The organism is Pseudomonas chlororaphis subsp. chlororaphis (genome assembly GCF_003945765.1).
In the GTDB taxonomy this organism is placed as follows: Bacteria; Pseudomonadota; Gammaproteobacteria; order Pseudomonadales; family Pseudomonadaceae; genus Aquipseudomonas; species Aquipseudomonas chlororaphis.
The window spans coordinates 6,769,014-6,791,581 of record NZ_CP027712.1 but is presented as its reverse complement, the minus strand read 5'-3'; the positions used below and the strand labels follow the sequence as shown (position 1 = coordinate 6,791,581).

At 61.3% G+C, this 22,568-nt stretch carries 23 protein-coding genes; 15 read left to right on the top strand and 8 right to left on the bottom strand.

The features are described 5' to 3' along the window. Positions 1 to 96: 96 nt before the first annotated feature. From glmU to glmS, 3 genes are all read left to right on the top strand, one after another. A complete protein-coding gene (gene glmU / locus C4K27_RS31040; protein ID WP_037034405.1) occupies positions 97 to 1,464 on the top strand; it encodes a bifunctional UDP-N-acetylglucosamine diphosphorylase/glucosamine-1-phosphate N-acetyltransferase GlmU in 1,368 nt (455 codons plus the stop codon). A gap of 200 nt (positions 1,465 to 1,664) precedes the next feature. Then, the gene (locus C4K27_RS31035; RefSeq protein ID WP_053263208.1) at positions 1,665 to 2,432 is read left to right on the top strand and encodes a DeoR/GlpR family DNA-binding transcription regulator; all 768 of its coding nucleotides are present in this window, start codon (positions 1,665 to 1,667) and stop codon (positions 2,430 to 2,432) included. Between the two features lie 10 nt (positions 2,433 to 2,442). Beyond that, the gene (glmS, locus tag C4K27_RS31030; RefSeq protein ID WP_053263207.1) at positions 2,443 to 4,275 is read left to right on the top strand and encodes a glutamine--fructose-6-phosphate transaminase (isomerizing); all 1,833 of its coding nucleotides are present in this window, start codon (positions 2,443 to 2,445) and stop codon (positions 4,273 to 4,275) included. 234 nt (positions 4,276 to 4,509) lie between these two features. On the opposite strand, the gene C4K27_RS31025 is transcribed toward glmS, so the two are convergent. From C4K27_RS31025 to C4K27_RS30985, 8 genes are all read right to left on the bottom strand, one after another. Continuing rightward, entirely contained in the window at positions 4,510 to 5,010 is a 501-nt protein-coding gene (locus tag C4K27_RS31025; protein ID WP_053263206.1) for an outer membrane beta-barrel protein, read from the bottom strand. 392 nt (positions 5,011 to 5,402) lie between these two features. Then, positions 5,403 to 6,332 (bottom strand): AraC family transcriptional regulator, encoded by a 930-nt coding sequence (locus tag C4K27_RS31015; RefSeq protein WP_053263205.1) that lies wholly within the window; start codon positions 6,330 to 6,332, stop codon positions 5,403 to 5,405. 32 nt (positions 6,333 to 6,364) lie between these two features. Beyond that, on the bottom strand, positions 6,365 to 6,715 hold the full coding sequence (locus tag C4K27_RS31010) for a hypothetical protein (protein WP_053263204.1): 351 nt from the start codon (positions 6,713 to 6,715) through the stop codon (positions 6,365 to 6,367). A gap of 179 nt (positions 6,716 to 6,894) precedes the next feature. Beyond that, positions 6,895 to 7,194 (bottom strand): hypothetical protein, encoded by a 300-nt coding sequence (locus tag C4K27_RS31005; protein WP_169834592.1) that lies wholly within the window; start codon positions 7,192 to 7,194, stop codon positions 6,895 to 6,897. Positions 7,195 to 7,411: 217 nt separating this feature from the next. Then, positions 7,412 to 7,894, bottom strand: coding sequence for a hypothetical protein (locus tag C4K27_RS31000; protein ID WP_053263203.1), 483 nt, complete (start codon positions 7,892 to 7,894; stop codon positions 7,412 to 7,414). Beyond that, the gene (locus tag C4K27_RS30995) at positions 7,891 to 8,709 is read right to left on the bottom strand and encodes a winged helix-turn-helix domain-containing protein (RefSeq protein ID WP_053263202.1); all 819 of its coding nucleotides are present in this window, start codon (positions 8,707 to 8,709) and stop codon (positions 7,891 to 7,893) included. Before C4K27_RS30995 ends, C4K27_RS31000 begins: the two co-directional genes overlap by 4 nt. A gap of 429 nt (positions 8,710 to 9,138) precedes the next feature. Next, entirely contained in the window at positions 9,139 to 9,600 is a 462-nt protein-coding gene (locus C4K27_RS30990; RefSeq protein ID WP_053263201.1) for a hypothetical protein, read from the bottom strand. 131 nt (positions 9,601 to 9,731) lie between these two features. After that, positions 9,732 to 10,412, bottom strand: coding sequence for a DUF3313 domain-containing protein (locus tag C4K27_RS30985; RefSeq protein WP_053263200.1), 681 nt, complete (start codon positions 10,410 to 10,412; stop codon positions 9,732 to 9,734). 925 nt (positions 10,413 to 11,337) lie between these two features. On the opposite strand from C4K27_RS30985, the gene C4K27_RS30980 reads away from it, so the two are divergent. Genes C4K27_RS30980 through C4K27_RS30925 form a run of 12 tightly spaced genes read left to right on the top strand, consistent with a single transcriptional unit; the run spans position 11,338 to position 22,562 of the window. Further along, positions 11,338 to 12,417, top strand: coding sequence for a Gfo/Idh/MocA family protein (locus tag C4K27_RS30980; RefSeq protein ID WP_007924527.1), 1,080 nt, complete (start codon positions 11,338 to 11,340; stop codon positions 12,415 to 12,417). After that, the gene (locus C4K27_RS30975) at positions 12,407 to 13,516 is read left to right on the top strand and encodes a DegT/DnrJ/EryC1/StrS family aminotransferase (RefSeq protein WP_009041455.1); all 1,110 of its coding nucleotides are present in this window, start codon (positions 12,407 to 12,409) and stop codon (positions 13,514 to 13,516) included. The genes C4K27_RS30980 and C4K27_RS30975 overlap by 11 nt, the downstream gene beginning before the upstream one ends. Next, positions 13,516 to 14,028: an NUDIX hydrolase gene (locus C4K27_RS30970; RefSeq protein ID WP_255313570.1), complete on the top strand. Its 513-nt coding sequence runs from the start codon at positions 13,516 to 13,518 to the stop codon at positions 14,026 to 14,028. The genes C4K27_RS30975 and C4K27_RS30970 overlap by 1 nt, the downstream gene beginning before the upstream one ends. After that, on the top strand, positions 14,025 to 15,131 hold the full coding sequence (locus C4K27_RS30965) for a DegT/DnrJ/EryC1/StrS family aminotransferase (RefSeq protein ID WP_053263198.1): 1,107 nt from the start codon (positions 14,025 to 14,027) through the stop codon (positions 15,129 to 15,131). Before C4K27_RS30970 ends, C4K27_RS30965 begins: the two co-directional genes overlap by 4 nt. Beyond that, entirely contained in the window at positions 15,112 to 16,482 is a 1,371-nt protein-coding gene (locus C4K27_RS30960; protein WP_053263197.1) for an NAD(P)/FAD-dependent oxidoreductase, read from the top strand. Before C4K27_RS30965 ends, C4K27_RS30960 begins: the two co-directional genes overlap by 20 nt. Continuing rightward, on the top strand, positions 16,479 to 17,177 hold the full coding sequence (locus C4K27_RS30955; protein WP_053263196.1) for an HAD family hydrolase: 699 nt from the start codon (positions 16,479 to 16,481) through the stop codon (positions 17,175 to 17,177). Before C4K27_RS30960 ends, C4K27_RS30955 begins: the two co-directional genes overlap by 4 nt. A 2-nt stretch (positions 17,178 to 17,179) precedes the next feature. Then, positions 17,180 to 18,292, top strand: a complete 1,113-nt coding sequence (locus C4K27_RS30950) for a fatty acid desaturase family protein (protein WP_053263195.1) — start codon at positions 17,180 to 17,182, stop codon at positions 18,290 to 18,292. Further along, on the top strand, positions 18,289 to 19,200 hold the full coding sequence (gene mtnP, locus C4K27_RS30945) for an S-methyl-5'-thioadenosine phosphorylase (RefSeq protein ID WP_053263194.1): 912 nt from the start codon (positions 18,289 to 18,291) through the stop codon (positions 19,198 to 19,200). The genes C4K27_RS30950 and mtnP overlap by 4 nt, the downstream gene beginning before the upstream one ends. Before the next feature lie 4 nt (positions 19,201 to 19,204). Next, positions 19,205 to 19,816: a GDP-mannose pyrophosphatase NudK gene (gene nudK / locus C4K27_RS30940; RefSeq protein ID WP_007924545.1), complete on the top strand. Its 612-nt coding sequence runs from the start codon at positions 19,205 to 19,207 to the stop codon at positions 19,814 to 19,816. Next, the gene (locus tag C4K27_RS30935) at positions 19,809 to 20,714 is read left to right on the top strand and encodes an ABC transporter substrate-binding protein (RefSeq protein WP_053263193.1); all 906 of its coding nucleotides are present in this window, start codon (positions 19,809 to 19,811) and stop codon (positions 20,712 to 20,714) included. Before nudK ends, C4K27_RS30935 begins: the two co-directional genes overlap by 8 nt. Then, entirely contained in the window at positions 20,707 to 21,909 is a 1,203-nt protein-coding gene (locus C4K27_RS30930; RefSeq protein WP_053263192.1) for an MFS transporter, read from the top strand. The genes C4K27_RS30935 and C4K27_RS30930 overlap by 8 nt, the downstream gene beginning before the upstream one ends. Further along, positions 21,906 to 22,562 carry an HAD family hydrolase gene (locus tag C4K27_RS30925; protein WP_053263191.1) on the top strand — a complete coding sequence of 219 codons (657 nt, stop codon included), beginning with the start codon at positions 21,906 to 21,908 and terminating at the stop codon, positions 22,560 to 22,562. The genes C4K27_RS30930 and C4K27_RS30925 overlap by 4 nt, the downstream gene beginning before the upstream one ends. Positions 22,563 to 22,568 lie beyond the last annotated feature (6 nt).

The window sequence follows — 22,568 nt, the reverse complement described above, 5'->3', positions numbered from 1 at the left end:
GATTGATTAAAAAGGGTAGCCTCGGCTACCCTTTTTCTTTTTTTGCAATTCACCTCATGGTCGCAGTCGCTGACCACCCAGGATTGGTAGCCAGTCATGTCTCTCGAAATCGTTATTCTCGCTGCCGGTCAAGGCACCCGCATGCGTTCCTCGTTGCCGAAAGTCCTGCACCCGGTGGCGGGCAACTCCATGCTGGGGCATGTTATCCACAGCGCCCGGCAACTCGATCCACAACGCATCCATGTCGTCATCGGTCACGGTGCCGATGCGGTGCGTGAGCGCCTGGCGGCGGACGACCTGAATTTCGTGCTGCAGGACAAGCAGCTGGGTACCGGTCACGCCACCGCCCAGGCGGTGCCGTTCATTACCGCCGATACCGTGCTGATTCTCTACGGTGACGTGCCGCTGATCGAAGTCGAAACCCTGCAGCGCTTGCTCAAGCACGTTGTTCCCGGGCAAATGGGATTGCTGACCGTGGAGCTGGACGACCCGACCGGTTATGGCCGGATCGTTCGCGATGCCGACGGCAGGGTCGCAGCCATCGTCGAGCACAAGGACGCCAGCGAAGCGCAACGCGCAATCACCGAAGGCAACACTGGCATCCTTGCGGTGCCGGCTAATCGCCTTGCCGACTGGATGAGTCGTCTGTCGAATAACAACGCCCAGGGCGAGTATTACCTGACTGACGTGATCGAGATGGCGGTCAGCGATGGTTTGTTGGTGGCCACCGAGCAACCTCACGATCCGATGGAAGTGCAGGGCGCCAACGATCGCAAGCAGCTGTCCGAACTGGAGCGTCATTATCAGTTGCGCGAAGGTCGGCGCCTGATGGCTCAGGGCGTGACCCTGCGCGATCCGGCACGTTTCGATGTGCGCGGTGAAGTGACGGTGGGCCGCGACGTGCTGATCGACATCAACGTGATTCTCGAAGGCCGCGTGGTCATCGAGGACGACGTGGTGATCGGCCCGAACTGCGTGATCAAGGACAGCACCCTGCGCAAGGGCGTGGTGATCAAGGCCAACAGCCATATCGAAGGTGCGGTACTGGGTGAAGGCAGCGATGCCGGTCCGTTCGCCCGCCTGCGCCAAGGTACTGTTCTCGAAGCCCGTGCCCATGTGGGTAACTTTGTCGAGTTGAAGAACGCACGCATGGGCGAGGGCGCCAAGGCCGGGCACCTGGCCTACCTGGGAGATGCTGAGATCGGTGCACGCAGCAACATCGGCGCCGGCACCATTACCTGCAACTACGATGGCGCCAACAAACATCGGACAGTGCTGGGCGAAGACGTCTTCATCGGTTCCAACAACTCGTTGGTGGCACCTGTGGATATCCAGGATGGCGCGACCACGGCGGCCGGTTCTACCATCAACCAGACTGTGGAAAAAGCCCAGCTGGCCGTGGCCCGTGCCCGGCAGAAGAATATCGATGGCTGGAAACGCCCGGTGAAAATCAAGAAGAGCTGAGTTATCCACAACGCAGTGGCCGGTACTCTCGAGATTGCTTTCGCGGGCAAGCCTCGCTCCTATAGACAGTGATATCTGTAGGAGCGAGGCTTGCCCGCGATGCTTTTATCCACAGATTTTTTTCTTGCGCTGGCTTGACGAATTTCCGGCAATAGGTTTTGATTGCTTCCGTTATCTTTCGAATCGAAACTTAAGTGCTCATGTCGAAACGCAATACGCCCCAGCGCCGTCACAACATTCTGGCCTTGCTCAATGAACAGGGCGAGGTGAGCGTGGATGAGCTGGCTAAACGCTTCGAAACTTCGGAAGTTACGATCCGCAAGGACCTGGCGGCCCTGGAGAGCAACGGCTTGTTGCTGCGGCGCTACGGCGGCGCGATCACCATGCCGCAGGAACTGGTTGGCGATATCGGCCAGCCAGTCTCCACCTATAAACAAGCCATCGCCCGTGCGGCGGTTGCACGGATTCGCGAACACGCCCGCATCATTATCGACAGTGGCAGTACCACCGCGGCCATGATTCCCGAACTCGGTCAGCAGCCGGGCCTGGTGGTCATGACCAACTCGCTGCATGTGGCCAATGCCCTGAGCGAACTGGAGCACGAGCCGGTGCTGTTGATGACCGGCGGTACCTGGGACCCTCACTCCGAGTCGTTCCAGGGGCAGGTCGCCGAGCAGGTATTGCGCTCCTACGACTTCGACCAGCTGTTTATCGGTGCCGACGGCATCGACCTGGTGCGCGGGACCACCACCTTCAATGAGTTGCTCGGCCTGAGCCGGGTGATGGCCGAGGTGGCGCGGGAAGTCGTGGTGATGGTCGAGGCCGACAAGATCGGCCGCAAGATTCCCAACCTGGAACTGCCCTGGAGCAGCGTCCATACCCTTATTACCGATGATCGCCTGCCTGCAGAGGCCCGCGACCAAATTCAGGCCCGCGGCATTACGCTGATTTGCGCGGCAGTCATCTAGGAGAGAAACCATGTGTGGAATTGTTGGCGCCGTTGCTGAACGGAATATCACGCCCATCCTGCTCGAAGGCCTCAAGCGTCTCGAATACCGCGGCTACGACAGTGCCGGGGTGGCGGTCCTGACCAACGATGGTAAGCTCGAGCGCCTGCGTCGTCCGGGCAAGGTCAGCGAGCTGGAACAGGCCTTGGCCGGCGCGCCGCTGGTCGGTCGCCTGGGCATCGCCCACACCCGCTGGGCCACTCACGGCGCGCCATGCGAGCGTAACGCCCACCCGCATTTCTCCGGCGACCTGGCGGTGGTGCACAACGGCATCATCGAGAACCATGAAGCCCTGCGCGAGCAGCTCAAAGGCCTGGGCTACGTGTTCACCTCGGACACCGACACCGAAGTCATCGCCCACCTGCTGGATCACAAACTCAAGGACCTGGGCGACCTGACCGTGGCCCTGAAAGCCACCGTCAAGGAACTGCATGGTGCCTATGGCCTGGCCGTGATCAGCGCGAGACAACCAGACCGCCTGGTCGCCGCCCGCAGTGGCAGCCCATTGGTGATCGGCCTGGGCCTGGGGGAAAACTTCCTGGCTTCCGACCAACTGGCCCTGCGTCAGGTAACCGACCGCTTCATGTACCTGGAAGAGGGCGATATCGCCGAGATTCGCCGCGACAGCGTGCAGATCTGGGATGTCCATGGCAAAGCGGTCGAGCGTGAAGCCGTGCAATACCGTGATGGCGCCGAGGCCGCCGAGAAAGGCGAGTTCCGCCACTTCATGCTCAAGGAAATCCACGAGCAGCCAGCCGTGGTGCAACGCACCCTCGAAGGCCGCCTGAGCCCGAACCAGGTGCTGGTCCAGGCTTTCGGCCCGCAGGCCGCCGAGTTGTTCGCCAAGGTGCGCAACGTGCAGATCGTCGCCTGCGGCACCAGCTATCACGCCGGCATGGTTGCCCGTTACTGGCTGGAAGAACTGGCCGGGATTCCGTGCCAGGTCGAAGTGGCCAGCGAGTTCCGCTACCGCAAGGTGGTGGTGCAGCCGGATACCCTGTTCGTGACCATTTCCCAGTCCGGCGAAACCGCCGACACCCTGGCCGCGCTGCGTAATGCCAAGGAGCTGGGTTTCCTCGCCAGCCTGGCGATCTGCAACGTCGGTATCAGCTCGCTGGTGCGTGAGTCCGACCTGACCCTGCTGACCCAGGCCGGTCGCGAGATCGGCGTGGCCTCCACCAAAGCCTTCACCACCCAGCTGGTTGGCCTGCTGTTGCTGACCCTGTCCCTGGGCCAGGTCCGCGGCACCCTGGGCGAAGGCGTCGAAGCCACCCTGGTGGAAGAACTGCGGCGCTTGCCGACTCGCCTGGGCGAAGCCTTGGCGATGGACAGCACGGTGGAAAAAATCGCCGAACTGTTCGCCGAGAAGCACCACACCCTGTTCCTCGGTCGTGGCGCACAGTTCCCGGTGGCGATGGAAGGGGCACTCAAGCTCAAGGAAATCTCCTACATCCATGCCGAAGCCTACCCGGCCGGCGAGCTCAAGCACGGTCCGCTGGCCCTTGTGGATAACGACATGCCCGTCGTCACCGTGGCGCCGAACAACGAGTTGCTGGAGAAGCTCAAGTCCAACCTGCAGGAAGTCCGCGCCCGTGGCGGCGAGCTGATCGTCTTTGCCGACGAGCAGGCGGGCATGACCAACGGCGAGGGCACGCATGTTATCCACATGCCGCATATCCACGACATCCTGTCGCCGATCCTCTACACCATTCCGCTGCAGCTGCTGTCGTATTACGTGGCGGTGCTCAAGGGCACTGACGTCGACCAGCCGCGCAACCTGGCCAAGTCCGTCACGGTGGAGTGAGTTATCCACAAGCCGGCTGCATGGTTGGCTACCGGCGTCGGACATCGCTCCGACGCCGGTCATGATGCTGCACGGGCGCTGGCTTCCAATCGTTTCGTGCTGTTCGCAAGAGGGGCATATGAGGGGAGGACCGGCGCTGGCGCTGACCGGTCTGCCGTGGTTCAGGCAGCAAGTCCAACATGGAGATGTGAGGCACGTTGAGCGGCCAGTCTGGCCGCTCGATGCCTGCGGGCGTTACCAGAGAATAAAAGCGGACGCTGTTGTCTGATTCAGGTTGATATCGCCGACTTCCAGCACTTCATATTCGGCGCGAAGACCGATGTTGCGAAACACATCAAACTCGACGCCGGCACCGTAGGTCATATTCACCCCGGTATCATCGTCGTTGGCATTCCCGTCGGCATCCCAGGCATGGGCACCGACACTGCCGAAGACGCGCACCCGCTCTCCCAGCGGAAAGCCGAGGTGGGCACTGGCCTGAACGGATTTACCATCGAAATCGAGATCCTCGTCCTTGAATTGGCCGAGATCGACGAATGCGCCCTCAAAGGCCAGATAACTGTTGACGCGATAACCTGCAAAAACCTTGTAGCTGTAGTCCTCATCGCTCAGATGGGTTTTGTCGGTTTCGATGCTGCTCACGCCTGCGCCAAGATACAGGCCTTTGTCATCGGCCAGTGCCTGAAAAGACAGCAACGAAAGCAGTGAAACGAAGCCAATTTTTCGCAATAGCATGTGAAATAAAATCCTCTACAGGTTTATCGATTGGGTTATTTGAATTCGATTGATCGCGAAGCCGATAACGACGTTGATTGATTTTGATGCGTGACATCGCCCAAAAAGAAACGCGGGAGTTATTGATAGAAACAACTAACTACTGCTGCGGCGAAGTTTTCGAAGCAAGGCTATTAGTAACAATCAATCAACCAGGCCAATGCGACTCCACACACATAGGCGGCGAGGCAATAGAAGATCTTCTGTTTGAGTGACAGTGCATTTAATCGATAGCGCATGCTTGTCCGTCCCTTGAGTTGGAAATAATCAATATTGGCCATTGGGCTTGGCGGATGAAAATTATTGATTGTCATTTCTTGGGCTTGATGCCGCTGCAGGGAGCTGCGAGGCCATCAATTCGCGGCGTTGCGCCTGGCCGTTTCTGACGGAGGCTCCCCATAGGCGTCCTGATAGGCCTTGGAAAACCGGCCCAGGTGGTGAAAGTTCCAATACATCGCGGTTTCGGTAACCGTTGGCCAGGTGTTGCGGATCAAGTCTCGACGAACATTGGCGAGCCGCAGGTTCTTAATATAGGCAATTGGCGAACTTCCGAAAGTTTCGGAAAAGCCGTGGTGCAAACTGCGCGAGGTGGTTTCAAACTGCATGACCAGCGCTGTGATGTTGAGCGATTTCTTGGTGTTCTGGTGAATGTAATCCATGACTTCTGTCGCGACTTTCCTTCTTCTCGGAGGGTTAAGTTCGGAGCGATTAGCAGGCGTCAGGGCCCGTAATAGAGAAACCAGCAGAACACTTTCAATGGCGGCGCCGCGGCGCTGTTTGGCGTCGATAAAATAAGTGCCGATTTTCTGCAGGGCAGCTTGAATTAGCTTGAAGTTCGCAGCCTGAAAGCGCTGCTCCTTTCGATGTGCAAATACATCAATCACCGAATGTTCTTCGAGGCACTGTGCATAATGTTCCAGGGTCGTGCTCAGGATGAAAATGGTTTCATTCGGTTCGCAAATGTAATGCACGGGCTCGCGGCTATAGAGTACGACGATTTCGTTAGGCCGCAGTGCGTGGTTGTTTACCAGCGGACGGCCGACGGAAGTCTGTGAAATGACAAAGGTCACAAAGCCATGCGGAACAGAACCGCTCAGGGTGACGGTTGAGTCGAACTCCAGCCTGCTGCATTGGAACCTGGAGCTGTGAATGAGCCTGTGTTGTCGAATGCTTGCTTTGCGCTCTGATGGAATGAGGTTCATCCCCCACGGCCCAATCGTTCTCTTGGGAGTGCCCGCGGGACTTGAAGTTACATGAAAGACGTCATCAGGGATGTTGCGCATGGAATTGAATACTCTTCAGCCAATGGATAGTGCTAAACGGTTTTTTCAGGCGTCGATGGCTCTGGCGTAAGCTCCAGTGCTGCTGAAAAAACGTACGTATCGCTTGTTGGCAAATTCAGGTTTTGAAGTTTGCATGACGCTGTTTTCGAACCGAAGATTGCTGTTTTCTGAGCTGTTGGGTCGATGGCCGCTGCATCAAAGGCAAAGTAATCGCTGGCTGGATAGTCGCTGCGAATCCTGTAGTTGGACTGTTCATCGGCCAATGTCTTTTTGCGGTTTTCAATAGTGGTCAGGTCAGGTCGGTAGACTTCCTCATCCTTGATCATGGCCTTGAGCGAAAGCACAACACCCAAAGAGACGGTTGCGAGATTTTTCAGCAGCATTGATGTGCGTTCCCTATTAATGATTTTCAGGCAGAACACAGCGTCAGCCGCATCGCTTCACGGCTTGGCCTGTGGATAGTCTTGCGATGCGTATTAAGGTCAGAACTCAGGTGGTCGATGGTCAAGTAGCGGATTTTTGCGTTTTTTCAAAGTCCGGCTAGTCCGCTAAGGAGCCATGATCAAATGGGGATTAATGAAAAGTCTTGAACTTCATTAATCGTGTTCGGTGGCGGGAAAGGAGCAGGAAGATCCATCGTGCCTTCGTCGTCATGCTGTTCATTTTCAAAGTAGATTTTCAATTGCGACAGTTTCAGCTTTTCGTTCGGGCTCAACTCGATCTGGTAGAGCTCGATCTCGGTGCTGGCGCTGGAGTGCTCGTTTTGCGCCGCCGAGTAAAAGGGCAGTGCAGCCAAAGAGAGTACTGCCAGGATCCTGGTTATCATCGATTTGACGACTCGCAAAAAAAGGTACGTTTGCATCGGGCACCCGCAAGAGTGTTTGAATGAGGGACGCGGAGCCGGTTTTCTGTCGGGGGGCAACAGGCACGGCTCCGAACGCTACGATGGCGAGATATTGAAGGGGAGGGAGCGTCTGATTCAAATCAGTGATTATTATTTTTCTGTTTGAATCGGCATTGGCGGACCACGGGCATCAAGCCCTGTCGCCTGGTCAAGCTCAGGTGAGGCATCGCAGGGGCTAGTGACTCATGCAGCGCAGGCGGCTCAGTTCATGCACATAAACACACATGGTGTTTTTATCGGTAGTGGGGATCAGTTCGTAATTTAGAACCGCGCCTTCTTGCAGGACGTATTGGCGTTTGAAAAAAAGATCGGGCGTCTTTTCGATGGCGAACAGTTCGTTATCCTGGCTTAGCTTGACGGTCCTGATTTTAATTTGAACATGGTGATTACTCTCGCGGATAACGTCCGCTGAAATAGTAGAGTTACGAATTTTTCCGTTCAGGCTTTCCAGCGTGGTTTGGGTAAGTCGACCGTGCCCGATGGTCATGTACTCTTCCGTATTGAGTTGGTTCGAATCTTCAAGCCATTGTTGGGTGATGGTTTGATAACTAATGTTTTCCATGTAGTGAGATGGCGAATAAGTCAGCAAAAAAATACACGCGGCGTTGATGGCTCCCAGCACTAGCCAATGGGCGGTCGACGATACTGTTGGCTTCATAGGGTGGCTTCCAAACATTGCCGGATCATCAGTGCGAGGTCTTTCTGTTCGCTGTGCGATTGCAGGTTTGCAGTGCTTAGATCCGGGCGGACGCACGAAACGGAATAGTTTGATTTAGCGAGATTCAACCAGACCTGGCCTTTCAACTCGGGTGACTGTTGAACCTGTTTCGCCGAAAGATCCCTCAGCGATTGGGCTTCGGCGACCGTGTTGGCCACTGCATGAATGACCAGATCGTTCTGTTTTATGCTGGAAACTTCAATTTTCGGCGTGTCGAAGCCGGAGCGAAAACCGGTAAAGGCACACACGCCCAAGGTCAGGACGTAACCGATCAACTGGGCATTTGTGATGCGAGTCGATGGCCCGGCTTTTTCCGAAGGCAACGGCAGGGCTTCTTTCGGGTTGGCCTCAAGCACTTCCATGACCGGCTCGACAGGTTGTGCGGCGGTATCTGGCGGCATCGGCAAGTCGGCGGGCGCATTGACTACATACTGGCGATTAAAGCAATAACCTCTTCGCGGAACCGTCATCAAGATCTCGTGATCTCGACTGTCGTTGAGAATGTTGCGAAGGGAAAAAACGGCCTGATTCAAACTGCCGGAGGCGACGACACGGTCATTCCAGGTGTAGTCGATGATCTCTTCGCGGCTTTTAGTCTGACCCGGTTCCATCAGCAGCAGATTCAGTAGACGCGATTCAGCCCTGCCTATCGTGGAGTTTTGCACCTCTCCAAGAGGTGTAGTGATAGAGAGCAAGGCGGTATCCGGGTCGAAAACAACCATGGCGTCGTTTTTTAACTTGAAGGCGTAGCGCATGGGAATCCTTCGTTCAGGTGGTTCTGGCTGAGTATTGAGACGGCGTCGATGGCGCGCGGATGGGCGCGCGAAGTGCAGGGAGAATCACTGGACACTGCTGGAACAGCCCATCAAAAGTCTCATTGGAATCAAGCAAGGAAGTCCACGGGAGTTAATCGCAGACAGCGATGATGCTCAGTGCGAGTCATCTGCGCCATCCGAAAAGTGCAAGGCAGTGTATCGGACGGCCTGTTATTCAAGCACAAGCTTGCGGCCAGTCATATCCGTTGTGTCGTATTGCCGTGAACCGCTGGACAAGGGTTGTAGGCAGAGGGAGAAGGAAAGATGGAGCAGGGGGAGGGGCGAACTAGCAGGCATTCCAGTGCAGCACGCGAAATTGATTTTCCAATCTGTATCAAGAATGCCTGCGCTGTGTAAAAGTCCGGCGGCTCAAGGCAGGACGTTGTAGCCACGTTGTTGCAGGCAACTGGTGTACACCGAGTTATTGGCGGTGATGTTCTGTTCGCTGGTTTTAAGATCCTGCCTGCGTTCCTGGCGCTGTCTCGACGCGCCGATCATTGCCCCGGCCGTCGCGGCGCTGCGTGCACGGTTCTGGCGATAGTCCTGTTTGATATCGTCGTCGATCTGGTCGTAGACGTTTTCATGTTGCCGACCCCGGACCTCCGCAGCAGTGGCCCCGGCGATGGCAGCGGTGGTGGCGCCTTTTACCCGGCCGCCGGACGGCACGGTGTTCTGTGTCGGGAACTGCGCGTTGGCCTGCGACTGGCAGGCGCTGGTGTCTTGCTGGATTGCCTGGGAAGTCTGGCCCTTTAATGGAACCACCGTCACCGCCATCGCACCGGAGCTGGCGAGCAATACAAAGGCCGATAAGGTAAAGCTGAAAATTTTCATCAAGTCGGACTCTCATTGGCCGTCGTTACCCGGCCTGGCGGTTTGTCTTTGCAGACGCGGCGCGACTGCCGTTCCTGAAACCCTGAACCTTTCGATGCAATGCAACGTTTGCACCCGGGCCTGCGCGCTGGTTACTGCTTGGAAAGCAACGTCTGCATGTCGTTTGTCATGCTTTTGAATGCAGCCTTGAAGTCATTGGCGACTATCGGCTGGCTGGCATTTTCCAAGGTCTCGCCGAACACCTTGCGAACCATCTTGGCGACCGGCAAACCGGTTTTAGCATCGATCAAATCGGCTTCGAGATATAGCTCCGCCGTCTGATCGCGATGACCGGTAGCGGCCTGTGTTGCGCCGACGATTGCAGCGATGGGGACGACCTCATACCAATGCATGCCTTCGTTGCTGGCGCTGACCTGGGTGATTGCCGCCTGCAGGATCAAGGTCCGCGAATGGGCGGCTGCCTGGCGCACATTCGAGACGACCGTGTAGGACGGCGCGAATGCGTTCCTTACGCTGTTGCTGGCGTCGACCTGCAGGTCCCTGAGGGTTTGCAGGTTGACCCGCTCGGTCGCTTTCGGCGAGGGATACAGCATCACTTCCTTGAACACGACGGTGGAATAGGCGTGAGGATCAAACCCTGGCGCTACCCAGCGCAGCACTGTCTGCTCACTGGGCGTGGTGTGTTCTTCCAGGCCCTCATAGTTAGGCAAGAAGCCCGAATATTGCTCTTGCTGCGCCACCTTCGAGACACAGCCGACCTGGAATACGCAACTCAGGACAATTCCTACGAGCCATTTGTTCGACATGCACATATGTTCTGTTTCCCAGTGTTGAAAGTTGACATTGCGGTTTCCTAACCTTGCCCCCGATACACGCTTGAGCTGACGCGAGGCGATGCCTGCCTGTCGCTCAAGGCGTGGCGCAATGCTGCCCGTAGGGGCTGGATAATCCGAATCAATAATCCTCAACAATGATCAAACTTCAGCGCCAGGGCCGGTGCGGCCTCAGGTCGTGAGATTGCGCAACCCGCTATGCTCGGTCGTCGCGACGCTTGCGCAAAAGATGCAATGGATGGCGCGGGTCAATTTGGCCGCTGGTTCAACGACGCCGGCTCCGGGCCTATATGGCCCGTTGCCTTATGTCCGGATTATTCAAAACAATATGATGAAACGATATAGCAACTGATTTGCGCTCCTAAAAAGCCTGATCTATACCTCCAAGCCACACATTGATGAGGTGTGTGCAAAGCAAGGGCTCACGGAACCGGAGCCCCTGCATAACAAGGGATAGAAACAGCGCTTCAAGGATGATTCAGCCATGCATGCGTATCGGCATTTCGGTCGTTGTTCCGTTTTTAAACGAAGCCACAATTCTTCGATCCAGGTTTTCGGCCAGGTAGCTCATTGCCACCGGCGTTCGATTCGACCTGGTTCCCCTCCTTCCTATTGCCTTCGCGGCGCTATCCCTTCTGTCCATCGCGCTTCTATCACTCCTCGGCATCAGCCGGGTGTTGGCGTGTGGCGAGAAACATCCGAGTGTTCCACCCGGGTGACCCTGGGCAACAGCCCGAACGGACTCTGTAAAGGTGATCCGTTGTTCTGAGGCAATCCTGCCTCGATTGAAGCGAATGTCGGACCGGATCGGCTCACCCTGCAGGTGACCCGAGGCGGATCCCGTGTAGTCGTTCGTCCAACCTTTTCATGACGCAGTACCCACTTTTCCAGGATGGAGATGGTTATGACTGTACTCAGAGTTGGCATCGTCGGCCTCGGCGCGCAGATGCAAGAAAACCTGCTGCCCACGCTTCTGCAAATGCCGGATATTCGCATCGTCGCGGTGTGCGACAGCGACCTGACCCGCGCCGGACAGATTCACCGTTTCATTTCCGAGGTCGCGATCACCGACGACTTCGATGAGATGCTCGATACCGCTGCGCTGGATGCGGTAGTCATGGCGTGCCCGCCCCAGGCGCACCGCGACCTGGCGATCAAGGCAATGGCCAAGGGCGTGCATGTCTTCGTCGAGAAGCCGCCGTGCTTCACCCTCGCTGAGCTCGAATACCTGATCGGCGCGGCGCGCCAGGCCCAGGTCGTCACCGGCGTGGGCATGAACTTCAAATATGCCAAGCCCATGCGCCAGCTGCGCGATATGACGCGCACCGAGCAGTTCGGCAAGGTCGTGCACATCCAGCTCAACCACTATGCGAGCAAACCCACCGCGCCGCTGTGGGGGCTGGATTCCACGCTGCGTTCGTTCCTGCTGGCCCAGGCGATTCACACCATCGACCTTGGCGTGACCTTCGGCGGCGGCGAATTGCGCGATATCGAATCCCGGGTCCAGCGCCACGAGGACTCGCTGCTGGTGAGCCTGGAGCTCGGTTTCAGCTCCGGCGCGACGGTCAGCCTGCTGAGCGGGACGATGTTCCCGTACTTCGAATTCGACATGAAGATCGTCAGCTCCAATTCGATGATGGTCGAGCTCAACAACCTCTGGAACATCACCCTGCACGAGCCGGTGCATGGCACCGGGGCAACCGGCACCGCCAAGCGCTGGCGCGGCGCGTGGCAGCCAGGGCCGCTGGATTCGGGTTATGAGCGCAGCGGTTATTTCGGCGAACTGGAGAAGTTCTTCGACGCGGTGCGCAACCGTACGCCTTACGAGGCCAGCTTCGAGAGCCTGCTGCCGACCTTCCGGGTGATCGAGCAGATCTGTCATGCCGACAGCGCCCGCGCCGATGTCGCCCCCGTGCTTGCCCTCCACTCCACCCATGCCGCCAAGTCCCCAGCCTTTCTCGGAGCCCAGACCAATGTCCTCTAATCTCTCCAGCGCCGCCCGCATCTCCGTTTCCGACAAATACCGTCCGGTGTACGCCGACGATCTGTTGACCTTGCAGAACACCCTGGAGCGGCCGCTGTCCGGCACCAGCGATGTGGTGGGCGAATACGAGGCCAAGCTGGCAGCCTGGTTCGAGGCGCGGCATGCGATCGCGGTCTCCTCGGGTGGCGCGGCCCTGAGCGTGGCGATCTACGCCGCCGGCGTCGGTCCCGGCGACGACGTCCTGCTGACGCCGAGCTGCCCGCTGTGCACCATCTATCCGATCATCGCCGCGGGCGCCAACCCGATCTTCGTCGACACCCGCCGTCACGGTTTCGGCGCCGACCCGGAATCGATCAAGGCCCGCATTACCCCGCGGACCCGGGCGATCATCGATATTCCGATGTGGGGCTACCCCACCGAAGTCGATGAGCTGCAAGGCCTGACCCGCGAGCTGGGGATCAAGCTGATCCTCGACCTGGCGCATTCCCATGGCAGCACCCTCAATGGCCGGCCGCTGTCGGCCTACGGCGACCTGTCGTGCTTCAGCACCCACGAACGCAAGCCGCTGGCCACAGGCGAGGGCGGATTCATCCTCACCGACGACGACCAACTGGCCCAGCGTTGCCGCGACTACAGCCGCTTCGGCAACCTCAACGGCAAGGACTTCGGCCTCAACTACAAGCTGGCCGCGCTGCCTGCCGCCCTGGGCGCCAACCGCCTGGACTCGCTGGCCGCGCAGATCGAGCAGCGCCGCGCCAATGCCACCTACTTCCTGCAGCAGCTCGACCACAGCAAGGTGCGGGAAAAGGTCATCATCGAGGGTGGACGGACCAACTACTACTTCCTCAACCTGGAGCTGCATTTCGCCGACAACCGGGCCTTCATCGATTATCTGGACGAGGCGGGCATCCCGTCGGACATCAAGCGCTACGGCTGCAAGGCGCTCTACGAGTTCCCGGCGCTGGCCCAGTACCGCAACGACTGCCCCAACGCCGAGGCGCTGCTGGCCAGCATGACCACCATCCCGGTCCATCCGGACATTACCCGCGCCGAACTGGACTACATGGCCGAACGGATCAACCAGTACGGGGCCGCATGATGACGGACGTTCTTGATCGTTCGACCCTGGACCGGCATTTCACGGCCTCGGCGTTCGTGTTGAACCCCGACCGCAAGATGCTCCTGTTGCACCACCGCAAGTTGGGGGTCTGGCTGTATCCGGGCGGCCACATAGAACAGGGGGAAACCCCTGATGTGGCGGTGCTGCGCGAGATCTACGAAGAAACCGGGATTCACGCCGCCCTGCTGGGCGAGCGTGACCTGGAACTGGCCGATGCCGAGACCGATGTCACTGTGTTGCACCAGCCTTACCGGATCCTCTGCGAATTCATCGATGACAAGCGCGGGCCGCATTACCACCTGGACCTGATCTACCTCACCGCCACCGACCTGCGGGCTTGCCCGCCGGAGCGCGAGGTGGAAAACGCGCGCTTCTTCAGCCGGCAGGAAACCGCCGAGCTGAAGATGTTCCCCAACTTCCGGCGCATGGTGGACCGGGTGTTCGCCGATGCCGAGGTGTGGGACATGGTCGGCCGGAAGGTGGCGTCATGAACCAGGCCCTTGCTCAACAGGCCCGGGTCATCGCGGACAAGTGCGGCCACGATACCGCCGACGATGTGCCCGAGCTGCAACGCGCCCTGGCGACAGGGCTGACCGGCACCTCGCAGATCGTCGAGGACTACGAGACCGCGCTCGCCGTGTTGTACGGCGTGCGTCATGTGATCGCCGTGTCGTCGGGGGCCGCTTCGGTCACCGCGGCGCTGGCCGGCGTGCGGTTCCAGCCGGGGGACGAAGTGATAGTCGCGCCCACGTGCCCGATCTGCACCGTCCTGCCGATCCTGTCCCTGGGCCTGGTCCCGGTGTTCTGCGATGTGGCGCCGGACAACTTCGGGCTCGACCCGGATGACCTGCAACGCTGCATCGGCCCGCGCACCTGTGCGGTGATCGAGGTGCCGATGTGGGGGTACCCGATCGCCTCGCATATCACCTGGGCCACCACGCGCCAGGCCGGTATCCCGCTGATCCAGGACCTGGCCCATGCGCACCTGACGCGCCTGAACGGCAGCTGGCTGGCGCAGCATGGCGACATCAGCTGCTTCAGCACCCACGACTGCAAGTTCATGTCCACCGGTGAGGGCGGTTTTGTCATGACCGATGACGACGAGCGCGCCAGCCGTATCCGCGCCTACACCCGTTTCGGCAACCTCACCGGCGAAACCCTGGGCATCAACCTCAAGCTCGGCGGCCTGCAGGCCGCCCTCGGGCTGGCGCGTTCGCGGCAGCTGGAAAGCCGCTTGCACCAGCGCCAGGCCAACCGCCGGCAGCTGCTGGAGCTACTGGACAACCCGGCGATCCGCGAACTGCCGCTGACCCCCGGTGGAGAGGCCAACGCCTATGCCTTGCTGTTGCAGGCGGTGGGGAACGACGGACGTGAACTGGTGCACTACCAGCAGCGTCACGGCATCCCTTCGGACATTGGCAAGTACGACAACCAGCCGCTGTACCAGCTGCCGCTGCTGGCGCAGTACCGCCGCGATTGCCCCAACGCCGCCCGGTTGCTGCGTTCGCTGACCACGGTGCCGCTGCATCCGGGCCTGGCGGGCGACGACCTGGCCTACATTGCAAAGGTGCTCAATGACTACTCCCCAGCCTGATACCGCCACGGGCGGTCGACATGCCGTGGTCATCGGCGGCAGCGTGACGGGCTGCCTGACGGCCGCGGTCCTGGCCCGGCGTTTCCAGCGGGTCACGGTGATCGAGAAGAGCGATTTCTTCGACGAGACCGGGCCGCGCCAGAGCCTGCCCCAGGAGCATCACGTCCACCTGTTGCTGCTGCGTGGCAAGCAGATCATCGAAGGCATCTTCCCCGGCACCTTGAGCGCCCTGGAGCAGGGCGGCGCGCAGGTGGCCGACCTGGGTCACGACGTGAAGTGGTACCAGGGCGGGCGTTGGAAAAACCGCTACCGCAGTGGCATTTATGCCCATTACTGCAGCCGGCGCCTGATCGACAACCAGCTGCGCCGGGCCCTGCTCGGCGTGCTGAACGTCGAGGTGCTGTCCAGTACCCGGGTCACGCAGATCGAGTTCACCGGGGTCGATCCTTCCCGGCGGGTCGAGGCGGTGACCGTCGACGATGGCCACGGCGAGCGGACGCTGCGCTGCGACCTGCTGGTCGACGCCAGCGGGCGTGGCACGCGCTTGCCGACGTGGCTGAAAGAGGCCGGCTTCGGCGAGGTCGAGACCAGCGTAGTCAAGACCGAGCTGGGTTATGCGTCGCGCATCTACCGACGTCTTCCGGCCTATGCCGAGCAGTGGCAGGTCCTGCTGGTGCTGCCCAAGGCGCCGTTGCAGCGTTCCATGGGAGTGATCAGCCCGATCGAAGGCGACCGCTGGATGGTCACCACTGGTGGCTGGTTCGGTCACTTTCCCGGCAACGACCCGCAGGAGTTCCTGCAGGCGCTGGCGGCGCTGCCGGTGCCGGATATCCATGAGGTGATCCGCGACGCCGAGCCGCTGTCGCCGGTCCACACCTTCAAGATGCCCGGCAGTCGCCGCACGCACTTCGATCGGGTCGAGCACTGGCCGGCCGGGCTGCTGGTGGTCGGCGATGCCCTGAGCAGCATGAACCCGCTGTACAGCCAGGGCATGACCATCGGCGCGCTGGAGGCCGATTGCATCGACCGCCACATCGACCAGGTATTGCAGGGCGGCCAGGGCTTTCGCCAATTGCAGGGCCGCCTGTGCGAAGTGGTCGATGGCGCCTGGAGCATGGCCACCACCGAAGACTTCCGCTTTCCCGAAACCGTTGGCCAGCGCAGTTGGCGCACGCGTTTCCATCATTGGTACGGCGCCGGCCTGGGCCAGGTCTCGGCGAACAATCGGCGGGCCCTGGAAACCCAGATTGGCGTGACCAACCTGGTGATGGAGCCCAGCAAGCTCTACACACCGGCGATCGCCTCGCGTATCGCCCTCAACGCCCTTCTTGCGGAGAAAACCCGACCATGATCGATGATCGACTGCACTTCTCGGGGATCGAACACCTGGTCTTCGACTGGAACGGCACCCTGATCGACGACATCGCCCTGGCGGTCAGCGCGGTCAATCGCTGTGGCGAGCGCTATGCGGTGCCGCCCATCGATGCCGTGCGCTACCGTGCGCTGTTCGACTTTCCGATTGCCGATTTCTACGCCTCCCTGGGGTTCGACCTGCAGCGCACGCCCTTCGCGCGAATCGTCGAGCACTACCTGGAGCATTTCGATACGCATGTCGCGCAGTGCCCGCTGCACGCTGGGGTATTCGAGGTGCTGGAGGCCGCGCGCAATGCCGGTATCGGCGTCTCCATCGTGTCCGCCTCGCATTGCGACGTGCTGCGCAAGACCCTGGAAGCCAAGGGCCTGCTCGGGCATTTCGAGCATGTCGTGGGGCTGAGCCACAACCAGGCCACCAGCAAGACCGCCGAGGCCCTGATGCTGCAGGAGAAGCTCGGCACACCGGCCGGGCGCACCCTGTTCATCGGCGACACCCTGCACGACTACGACGTGGCGCGGGCCGTCGGCTGGCAGCCGCTGCTGGTCAGCACCGGCCATCAGGACCTCAACCGCCTGCGACAGGCCGACGCCCCGGTCTTCGGTGGGTTGGGCGAACTGCTGGGCCATTACGCCAGTGACGAGCGGCGCGCCGTCGTTCACGAGGGAGCCTGATCATGGACACCGAGCACATTGTCCTGTTGGGCCTGATCGCTGCTTCGCTGCTGTTGCGCGCGCTGGTGGCGTTCTATTACCGCGATGCGCAGCGGGTGCTGCGCCTGCTCAAGCTGATACCGCGCCTGGAGGGGCGGCGGGAGCAGTACTACCGCCCGCTGGATACCTGGTTCGCGCCGTTGCCCTTTGTCTGGACGTGGCTGGATATAGTCGCCGCAGTGCAGGCGGCGTCGATCTACTCGTCGCCGCTGGCCTGGCTGGCCGTGCTGCTATGGAGCGGCGGGCGCATGCGCGCGTTGCAGGAGTTCGGGCACAACGCGGTGCACTTTGCCCTGTGTCGCCACCATGCCTGGCAGTGGTGGCTGAGCAACGTGTTCTACCAGTTCCCGATGTTCAAGCGCGACATGCGCAGCCGGCACCAGACCCACACCCTGGAACACCATCGCCACCCCAACCATCCGCAACTCGACCCCAACCGCGCCCGGGTGCATGCCGGCGGCTATGTGGCGGGCCTGTCGCCCAGCGGTTTCTATGCGCTGTTGCTATACCCGCTGACCCCCCGCGGGGCCTGGGTCAATCTCACCACCCTGGTGCGCAGCAGCCTGCTCAACCACTCACGCCTGACCACCCTGGTGCGCTGCCTGAGCGTGGCGGCGGTGGCGGCGTTGCTGTACGCCTTCGGTGGCTGGCAAGGCGTGTTGTTCGGCTGGTTGCTGCCGTTGCTGACGTCCTATCCGGTGTTTGCCTGGATCTCGCTGCTGACCGAGCACCGCTGGTTCATCGAGGGCACCGCGCGCAATCGCCGCGAGCTGGAATACCTGGCGGGCCGGCCCACCGATTACTTCGGGGTTTCCGGCTGGCTGGTGCGGGTATTCATCGCCCCGACGTCCGACGCCTATCACCTGGCGCATTCCCTGTACCCCGGCGTGCGCTGGAACTACCTGCCGGCGATCGACCGGCACCTGAAAATCCACGAACCGCGCTACAGCAGCAACGCCAGCGAAGGGCTGTTGTTGCCTCGCGGCAATGCGCCCACGGCCCTGTCCGAACTCTATGAGCGCCTGGTGTGCACCGAACACGAACCGTCCCCCCTGAAGTCGAGAGGTAGCCTGTGACCCATTCCACTCCAACCCAGCACGTTCAACGTATCGGCATCATCGGCGGCAGCGGCCTGCAACAGCTGCCTGGCTTGCAGGACATTCAGCAAGTGGAATGCATGACCGCCTTCGGCACGCCGTCCTCGCCGCTCACCCTGGGCACGCTCAATGGCGTGCCCGTGGCCTTTGTCCAGCGGCATGGCGTGGGGCATGTGATTCCGCCGGCCTCGATCAATGCCCGGGCCAACATCGCCGCGCTGCGCAGCGTCGGTTGCACGCAATTGCTGTCGGTCAGCGCGGTGGGCAGCCTGACCCACGACGCGCCTCCCGGCAGCTTTGTGCTGATCGACCAGTACATCGACCGCACCATCCAGCGGGAAAAAACCTTTTTCGGCCCCGGGCTGGTTGGCCATGTGCCTTTCGGCGAGCCGGTCTGCGCGCGTATGCGTGGCGTGCTCGCCGAGAGTGCCGAGGCCACTGATATCCAGGCGCGCAACGGCGGCACCTACGTGGTCATGGAAGGCCCGCAGTTCTCCACCCGCGCCGAGTCCCACCTGTACCGCCAGTGGGGCGGCACGGTGATCGGTATGACTGCGATGCCCGAAGCCAAGCTGGCCCGCGAGGCCGAGCTTTGCTACGCGATGATTGCCATTCCGACCGATTTCGACTGCTGGCACGAATCCCACGAGCCGGTGAACGCCACCCTGGTGGCGCAACGCATGGCGGACACCTTCAACCTGACCCGGCGCCTGGTGACCGAAGCCGTGACGCGCCTGGGCCAGCATGCCGGTGCCTGCCCCTGCGGTTGCGACCGTGCCCTGGACACTGCGGTGATGACCGCGCCCGAGCACCGGGACCCGCGGATGGTCGAGCGTCTGTTGAGCGTTGCGCCCCATGCCACTCATCTCTCTGCGAGCAAGGAATAAAGCGATGAACCAGGCCATCTCTACCAAGGACCGGGTGCGGATCCATCAGGTCGAAGTGCTTTCGGACAATTGGTACGTGCTGCGCAAGACCACCTACGACTTCCAGGGCCGTGACGGGGTCTGGCGCACCCTGGACCGGGAAACCTACGACCGCGGCAATGGCGCCACCATCCTGCTGTACAGCAGGGCCAAGCAGACGGTAGTGCTGACCCGGCAGTTCCGTTTCCCGGCCTTCGTCAACGAACACGACGGCATGTTGATCGAAACCTGCGCCGGGCTGCTGGACAAGGACGATGCGCGGACCTGCATTCACAAGGAGACGGAGGAGGAAACCGGCTATCGCATCCGTGAGGTGCGCAAGGTGTTCGAAGCCTTCATGAGCCCGGGGTCGGTCACCGAGCGCCTGCATTTCTTCGTCGGCGAATATTTCGATGAAGACAAGCAAAGCGAGGGTGGCGGCCTGGAACACGAGGGCGAAGAGATCGAAGTGCTGGAGCTGCCGATCGACCGGGCCCTGGCAATGATCGATAGCGGCGAGATCTGCGACGGCAAGACCATCATGCTGCTGCAGTACGCCAAGCTGCATCGGCTGCTGGAGGTCGCCGCCGATGACTGAGCTCAACGCCATCAGCTCGATGGAGCATGCCGAACTGGCCGAATTCATCGCCGGCATCAGCCAGCACATCGGCATGCCGGTGCGCCTGACCCGTTGTTCCACCTCGGAGCTGATCGAGCGCCTGCACAGTGGCAGCGCCGGGGCCTGGGACCTGTTGCTGGGCACGGCGGCCACCGCCTTGCTTGACCCGGCCCTGGCCTGGCAACTGATGCCGCTGACCGACATCGAATTCGCCGGCCTGCCGGACGCCGCGGTGGCCACGGATCGCCGCTGGTTCGCGGCATCGGGTTTCGTCCCGGCCTTTTGTTACGACCCCAAGGTCCTGGCCCGCGAAGGCCTGTCGGTGCCGACCCGCTGGCAGGACCTGACAGGCCCCGAATGGGCCGGGCGCATCGCCTTGCCCGATCCCGCGCGCTCCGGTGCCGGTTACCTGCACCTCAGCGCGTTGCTCGAGCATTACGGCGAACCCGCCTGGGCGCTGCTGGCCCAGATGGCCGGGCACGGCCCTGCGATCAGCGGCTCCTCCACGGCGCCGATCGAGGCCGTCGTGCAGGGGCAGGCCTGGCTGGGAGTGACGGTGTCGACCGCGGCCACCCGCGCCGCCGAACAGCACCCGCAGCTGCGCTGGTGCGTGCCCGAAGATGCGCGCTGTTATGAGGACGAGGTGTTCGCCTGCCGGGCCGGCTCACCCAACGCCGCCTATGCGCAGCAGGCGTTGCAATGGATGCTCACCCCGGCCGCGGCGCAGATCAGCCAGCGCTATGGCAAGGTCGTGCCGGGCCAGGCCCACCCGGTCGGCGCGCTGCAACCGCTGGCGGCCTTGCAGGCCAGTCGCGACAAGGCGGCGCGCTGTCGGCATTGGCAGGCGCTGTTTAGCCGGGAGACGGCTCATGGCTGAAGCCGCGCGAGATTCCAGTCAAGCGCTCAGCCGCCAGGAGCAGGTCCGCGAGGCGCGCCCGTGGTTTCTTTACCTACTGTTCGGGCTGTTCGGCGCCCAGCAAGGGTTGCTCGGGCCGATCATGCCGTTCCTGCGCGACACCCTGGCGCTCGACCTCGGTTGGGCCGGCCTGCATTTCGCCGCCTATGCCGCCGGCCTGGCGCTGGTCGGCTGGCCCTATCGCTGGCTGGAACGACGGCTGCGCTCGACGAGCATGAGCACCATTGCCTGCCTCTCGGTGGTTATTGCCAGCAGCCTGTTCGCCCTTGCCGGACACTGGTCGCTGAGCTTGCTCGCCGCCGGGGCGATGGGCCTGTCGGGCGGATTTGTACTGGCGGTAGGGCAGGCGGCCCTGGGCGAGCGTTATCGCGAACAGGCCGCGCCGAGGCTGGTAGAGGCGCACATCGTCGCTGGGTTGTGCGTGCTCGGCGGCGCCCTGCTGGTGGGTGGCATGACCGGCCTGGGCCTGTCCTGGCGCCTGGTGCCAAGCAGCATCGCCGCCGTCGCGCTGCTGGTGACCTTGCTCTCGCGGAGTGCCTGGAACGCCCCGGCAATACTCGCCGCCACCGATCAAGCCCGCGAGAGCGGGCAGACCCTCATGACCCGGCGGGTGCAACTGAGCCTGTGGGCCTTGGTGCTGCTGGGTATTTCCGCGGAATGGGGCGTCGGTTTCTGGGGCGCGGAATACCTGGCCGTGCATGTCCAGGTCAGCGCCTCGGCCGCGGCCACGCTGATGAGCCTGTATTTTGCCGGCACGGTGTGCGGGCGCCTGGCCAGCCGTTATGCGTTGATCCGCATCAGTCCGTTGCCGCTGCTGGTCGGCGTGATGCTCGGGGCCATCGCCACCCTGGTGCTGCTGTACTTCAGCCAGACCCGGCTGCCGACGGCCTTGTTCATCTTTGTCCTGGGCGCTTGCCTGGGCAATTTCTTCCCGCTGATCCTCGGTTCGGCGATGCGCATCGCGCCCCAGGCCAGCTCGGCCATCAGCGCCCAGGCTTCGCAGGCGGTGGGCGTGGCGCTGTTGCTGGCGCCTTTCCTGCTGGGCCTGCTGTCCTCGCGGATCGGTGTCGAAGCGGCTTTCAGCCTGTTGATCGTCTACCCCTTTCTCATGCTGCTGATCGCCCGCGGTCTGCATTTTTCCGGAGCACACCCTTGAAGCTTTCTGCCCTGTTGTTCGATCTCGACGGCACCCTCATCGACACTGATGACCTGCACCTCAACGCCTACAACCAGTTGCTGTCGCGCTGGGGAAAATCCATGAGCCTGGATTACTACAAGGCCCACGTGATGGGCTTTCCCGACGACATGATTTTCTCCGGCCTGTTTCCCCATGCCCCTGCGGCGCAGTACCCGGAGCTGGCGGCGCAGAAGGAGGCCATGTTCCGCGCCCAGCTGCGCGAGACCACGCCGGTGCCTGGCGTATTGCGTACCCTGGATTATGCCCAGGCGGCCGGTATCCCCATGGCGGTGGTGACCAACGCGCCCAGGGAAAACGCCGAAGCCATGCTCCAGGGCCTGGGGATTGCCGAGCGCTTCGATGCACTGGTGATCGGCGGTGAGCTGGCGCGCGGCAAGCCCGACCCGCTGCCTTACCTGACGGCCTTGCGCTTGCTGGATGCGAGCGCCGATCAGGCGCTGGCCTTCGAAGACTCGCTGGCCGGCGTGCGTTCCGCGGCAGCGGCGGGTATCCACACCTTTGGCATGCTCTCGGGTCTGGAGGAAACTCAGCTTCGCGAGGCGGGTGCGCGGAGTATCATCCGGGACTTCAACGATGAGGCCTTGTGGCAGCGACTCCAGGTCCCTGCCTGAGCCCGG